Origin of the sequence: Chitinophaga sp. (assembly GCF_036566945.1) — a bacterium.
Classification (GTDB): domain Bacteria; phylum Bacteroidota; class Bacteroidia; order Chitinophagales; family Chitinophagaceae; genus Chitinophaga.
The window spans coordinates 1-6,275 of record NZ_DATCVJ010000510.1 but is presented as its reverse complement, the minus strand read 5'-3'; the positions used below and the strand labels follow the sequence as shown (position 1 = coordinate 6,275).

At 45.0% G+C, this 6,275-nt stretch carries 4 protein-coding genes; all 4 read right to left on the bottom strand.

From position 1 onward, the window contains the following. Positions 1-335: 335 nt before the first annotated feature. Positions 336-1,004, bottom strand: coding sequence for a hypothetical protein (locus tag VIP81_RS15570; RefSeq protein ID WP_331962519.1), 669 nt, complete (start codon positions 1,002-1,004; stop codon positions 336-338). A 51-nt stretch (positions 1,005-1,055) separates the two neighbouring features. Next, on the bottom strand, positions 1,056-3,518 hold the full coding sequence (locus tag VIP81_RS15565; protein WP_331962516.1) for a TIM-barrel domain-containing protein: 2,463 nt from the start codon (positions 3,516-3,518) through the stop codon (positions 1,056-1,058). 141 nt (positions 3,519-3,659) lie between these two features. Beyond that, positions 3,660-5,198, bottom strand: coding sequence for a RagB/SusD family nutrient uptake outer membrane protein (locus tag VIP81_RS15560; RefSeq protein WP_331962513.1), 1,539 nt, complete (start codon positions 5,196-5,198; stop codon positions 3,660-3,662). Between the two features lie 22 nt (positions 5,199-5,220). Continuing rightward, on the bottom strand, positions 5,221-6,275 hold a 1,055-nt coding region (locus tag VIP81_RS15555), incomplete at its 5' end, for a TonB-dependent receptor domain-containing protein (protein WP_331962510.1).

Below are 6,275 nucleotides of genomic sequence, written 5' to 3'. Positions count from 1 at the left end.
TGTCACATTAAAAATATGAGCGCTTTAATATCAGAAAAACTTCTTTACGCTATAATTGATAATCAATTATAGCGTAAAGAAGTTTTCTGTTTTCCCCCCTTAAATTTATGCTCTATCATAAAATTAACCACAGTCGTCACCCCCAAATTAGTTCACCGATTTATTCGCAGGGTTGCTATACGGTGCTGATGATAACATCTTTGTTCATACCCTTGTCAAAGGCGGGAGTATGCGTCAGAAAAGGGATTTCCAGGAATAAAGGGGTTTCATGTAATTGAATATCAGGGTTTTGATTAAAATCAACTTGCTTTCTCCTGTTACAGAACGGGGATCTTTTATTTCTTCTTCTCTGGAGAAATCTGTTTATAAACCGCTACCAGCGTGGAACTATCTGTACTGATAGTATCAATCCGGTTACCGTTCCATTTAAAATGGTAGTAGTCGTATGTTTCTGAAATGGGCGCCGTGGTATCTTCTAAATCCTCACTGTAGTTAGATTTTTCAAGGATGCCCATCCAGCGGCTTTCCTTATTACGATATAGCCAGGAGCTTATGTTTACGGCGTCGCCGGCATCTCCCCAGGAATCGGCCAGCTCCGTTTCAAAAGTAATGGTATTGGTTTTTTTATGTAAGGCAAATAATTTGATGGAGGAAGACTCGTATTCAGAAGGGGTTCTGGTAATTAAACCGATGGTATTGGTGTCCAGATCAAATTTATAACAGGCATAAAAGAAAGGTTCATATACGCGAAGCACTGCGGGCAATAAGGGAAGGAGCGCAGTATCGATCAGGGTGCCACTATATTTCCAGGCGCTTACATCTTCACCCGTTTGCGAGGCTACTTCCAGGGTATCTGCATTTATATCATTGTAGAGGCTAAGCAGCCGATGTAAGTCGGGGTTGGAAATGGAATCACGTGTATTCGTTACTGTTATAGGTTGTTTACTCGGAGAAGAATGACAGGCAGTAAGTCCAATGAATAGAATAAAGGCTAAATATTTCATGCCCAAATATAAAGAAGACCCCCCGGAAAATCCAGGGGGCCGTTCCTTTTATTACAAATCCACGTTAATGAGCTGATTACCATTATCAAAGGTTGCCTGTTGTACAGTACAACGCTCTGCCGGAATAGAAAACCCTTGCGGGTCAAAACGGGAAATAGGCGAAAGGAAAGCATAGCCGTTTGTTTGCAACGATAGCGGACTACCGTTAACGGTTATACTTTTTTGCTCATTAAATCCGTGGAGTAACAATTTGATGTGATGAAATTTAGACGCATAACTACCGGTTGTTCTTTCCAGTATAATTTTTTTGTCTGCCGGGTTGTAGGTGATGGTGCGTTGATAAAAAACGCCTTTTTCATTATCGAAACTTTCGCCGTCATCTTCGTAATAAACAAAGGCGTGTGTTTGATTGCCTTTGTAGATGTGCAGAAACAGCGTGTCTGATGGCTTTTCAGCGGTATTTTGTATCAGCGACTGCATAGGTATAATGCTGCTTTCTTTTACATATACCGGCAGTGTTTTCAGGTTCAGCGGAGTAATCACTTCCTGGTTGCCGTTGGTGATACTGTCGTTGTAAAGATTATACCATTTCCCTTCCGGGAAATAGATGGAACCGAATTCTTTTGTACTCTCGAAAGGTGCGATCATAAAAGCGCTGCCATATCCATATTGATTCTGGAAGCGGGTATCATATACTTTGGGATCAAAAGTATTGGTGAGGGCCAGGGTGCGCATTACCGGCATGCCGGTGCGGGTAGCTTCATTCAGGGAGCTGTAGAGATACGGAAGCAGAAGATAGCGCAGGTTCACGTAGTTGCGGGTAATCTCCAGTACTTCTTCTCCATAAGCCCAGGGCTCGGATGATTTGGTATTAACGCCGGTATGATTACGGAAGTAAGGAATAAAGGCGCCTATCTGCATCCATCGGGCATACAGGCTCACGGTGGGGTTGCCGGTAAAACCGCCAATGTCCATACCGGAAAAAGGCATACCGCTCACCCCTAAACTATTCAGTAAACGAACGCCCAATAACATATGATCTTCTTCTGCCCGGTTGTCGCCGGTCCATATGGCGCTGTAGCGTTGAGATCCTGCGTAGGCAGCCCGCGTTAAAAGAAAAGGACGTTTCTTCAGTTCTTCCCTGCTACCTTCATAACTGGCGCGCACCATTTGCAGACCATATATATTGTGTGCCTGCTGATGGGTTACCGGATGTCCTTCGTAATCGAAGATCACGTTGTCGGGCATCTTCTGTCCCCAGGTGGCTATTTCATTCATATCATTCCATATGCCGCGCACACCGTCACGCATATACGATTTAATTTGTCCCTTCCACCAGTCACGGCCTTTTACGCTGGTAAAGTCCGGAAAGTGGCACCAGCCGGGCCATACCTGACCGGTATAGTTTTGCCCATCACTGTATTTAATGAAGATATTTTCTTTTTTACCGTTTTCATAAGCGGCATATCTTTCTTCTACTTTAATGCCTGGATCTACAATTACGGTGATTTTGAATCCCATATTATCCAGCTGTTTGGTAAGCTGGGAAGGATTCGGGAAACGATCTTTGTTCCAGGTAAAAAGCTTGTAAGCATCCATATAATGGATGTCGAGGGTGATACCATCCGCCGGTATTTTTTTCTCCCGCAAGGTTTGTGCAATGCGCAATACTTCCGTATCGGGGTAATAACTATAGCGGTTTTGCTGATAACCAAGACTCCACAGGGGCGGCATTGGCATACGACCGGTAAGGGCAGTGTAAGAAGCAATGATATCGGCCATTTGCGGATGATAGATAAAATAGTAGTTCATCTCCCCTCCTCTTGCACCAAAAGAAGAAAATCGATTGTTGCTGGCGCCGAAGTTAAAATCGCTCTGGAAAGTATTGTCGAAGAAAATACCGTAGTTAATATGATGATGTATCCCTACATAAAAAGGAATGGTGGCATAGATAGGGTCCTGATTGGTAGCATATCCGAACTTGTCTGAATTCCAGTTCGTATAGCCTTCTCCTTTACGATCCAGGTTGCCGGTTTTTTCTCCCAGTCCAATGAATCTTTCGCCTTCCTGCATTTTTTTGTAGGTAGTCACATCATCTCCAATCCAGGAGGTAGTTAACCCGGCTTCATCCTCGTTAATCACTTCTCCCGAAGGGGTATAAAAATGGACAGAAAAAGGATTTTTTGTGATGCGCAATTGTAAAGAGTCCGTGATGACTTTAATTTCACTATCATTTTGCGTAGTCTGTAATCGGGTAGTAACCGGTTTGGCAATAACGGCATAGGAAAAGTCGGCGGGTAGCGGATGCTGGTCCATTCTTACGCGGATAACAGCTGGACTGTACACGGTAATTTCCGCGAACGCATTTTCTGCACTGATGCTGATTTGCTGCCCGGAAATTTTGACCGTGTTTATTTTGCCGATCTTTTTAACCTGGTTTTGTGCCTGGACTGACAGGGAGGCAATCAGCAGTAGTAGCCATCCTGAGCGCCGTAGCAGAGCTTTTGTATACATATGAACGATTGATTTTCTACGCAAAAAGTTCCCCCATCGCATCACGGATGTCATGCGCAATAGTTATATAAACAGTATGTGGCAGGAAATTTTGCCGATAGGCAGGATCATAAAGATCCTGCCTGCGGCAAAAGAATATTATTAGTAACCTGGGTTCTGTTTCAGGTTTGGATTTACCGCGAGATCGCTGGTAGGAATTGGATACAGGAGGTTTTTCTCATCGTCTGTTGGCTTCAGCTGCCATGGTGTGAGGAATTTACCGAAGCGGATCAGATCTTGTCTTCTCCAGCCTTCCCAGTATAATTCACGGCCTCTTTCGGCCAGCAGTTGCGTGAGATCAATCGTGAGCAGTGGTGTTGCACCGCGTTTGGTACGCAAATCATTTACTACCAACAGTGCAGCGCCTGCACTTCCTGTTCTGATCTGGGCTTCCGCTTTCATCAACAACGCATCTGCGTAACGGAAAAATACAAAGTCGTTAGTCGCCTCGCTACCGGAAGAACCCATATCAGGTGGATATTTTACAACCCTGATACCAGACATTTCTACCTGGCTGCCGGTGGCTCTCAGTTCTACTTCAGGCGTGAAAATAAGCGGACGTTGACTTCTGTCCAGGATTTTGTTACCATTCTGATCGTATTGCTGACCAACCAGGAAACCAACTCTTAAACCGGAAACATTCGTTACACCTGCATAAGCGCCACCTCTGCGGGTATCTGTCGCTTCGAAGGAATTATAGAAATCAGACAATGTGGTAAAACCATTCCAGCCACTTGGATTCTGGCTGTAGTGCAGGGTGCACATCCAGCGGCAGTATACGTTGTTACCGGCACGGGTATTACTGATACCAGGACCATTCTGTTGCGTGAAAATGTTTTCATGAGATTTCACATCATTATCTTTCGCGAAGTTCTCAAAATAATTCGCCTGAATGCTATAGCCTGCGGCGGTTAGTTCGTCTGCCAGCGTAATTACCTTTTGCATATCGGCGGCATCAAAAGTGGGAGATTTCCTGTTGAGGAAAGCGCCTTTGTTGAGATAGATCTTCATCAGCAGGAAGCGTGCAGCATCTTTGTTAGCTACGAAAGCATCCTTGGCGGTTACTTTATCCGGCAGATTAGGCAAAATCGCATTCAGCTCGGAGATGAGGAAATCCACACCATCAGCGGCATTGTATACTTTAGGTGCTTCCAGCAGGTTATCTCCCGGATTACGGAAAGGCACCTGGCCATAAAGATCTATCACAGAAAACATAGACCAGGCACGCAAAAAGCGGGCTTCTGCATCTTGTCTTAATGTAGGATGGAAAGATAATACGTTGGTAGCACTGAATTGCTCGAGTAACAGGGCACTGAAAGTATTTTGTATATGCGCATGGTCTGCATCCCACTGATGCAGGTGCAGGGCGCGCCAAACACCGTTATCGTCCCAGTCTCCGCCACGTGTGGGCCCAAGGGCTTCATCGGTAGCGATTTCACTCATCCCCCAGGTTTGCGAAAAGTCCTGGTAGGCATTCTGCAAATTATCATAAGCACTTCCTAACAACTGAGATGCCTGGATAACGGAATCTGCCTGTTGTTGATTCAGATTACTTCCCAGGTCTTCCTTCAGCGTGCAGGCCGTAAAACCAACGGTGCAGGCTAATACCATGGCTGTTTTGAATATATGTTGCGTCGTCATTGTGATCTTTTTTAGCAGTAGATTATAAAGTAAAGTTTACACCAAACATAAAGGACCTGGCAGTTGGGTAAGGAGAATACTCAATACCAAAGGAGCTTACACCATTGATGTTTTTATCTGTATTTACTTCAGGATCAAATCCGGTATACTTTGTAATAACAAACAGATTCTGACCGGTCAGGGATAAAACGGCTCCTCTGAATACTTTGCCCACAGGTCCTACGTTGTAGGAAAGGGTCAGGTTATCCAGTTTCAGGAAGCTGCCATTTTCCAGGTAGCGGGAAGAAGCGGCTGGTGAGTTGGTTTGTGATTCTCCATTACCCACCAGTGATTTGGCAATATTTCTGGAACCCAGGTTGCCGATAGGTAATACGGTGTTGGCGGTGTTGTTATACACCTGGAATCCAAATGCGCCATGAGAGCTGGCAGACAGGCCCCATTTTTTATACTGCACATCGGTATTTACACCCAGCAGTACTTTTGGATTGGGATTCGTCATGTAATAAAGTGTCTTACCATCGTTGGCATAGATGCTCATGCCTTTATCATCAAAGCCTTCAAATTTCCGCAGGTAGAAAGTGTTTAACGGATAGCCATTCGCCAGGCGCTGTGAGGTAACACCAGATACACCTTGTCCATCAATAGAACCAGTATTTACGGTCGGTCCGGAGTAGCCAGACATTTCGTTTTTCAGCCAGGTGCTATTCACGCCCAGGTTCCACTGCCAGTTTTTATTCTGAACGATGGCACCTTTGAGTGACAATTCCACGCCTGTATTCATCACTTTACCGGGTAAATTAATCCAGTAGCTGGAGGCCGGAGCTGGTTGAATGGCCGGGAAGCTGAACAGGAGATTGGTGGTATTTTTCAGGAAGTAATCTACTGTACCGCTTAACCTGTTTTTTAGGATGGCGAAATCTACTCCAACGTTCAGTTGTTTGGATTCTTCCCATTTCAGATCAGGGTTGGCTACATTGCTCAGATTGGCTTTGTTGCCAGGGGTGAGGGTATATTGTGCCTGTGCTGCTCCGGCAGGGAATTCCTGGTTACCGGTAATACCCCAACCGGCTCTTAATC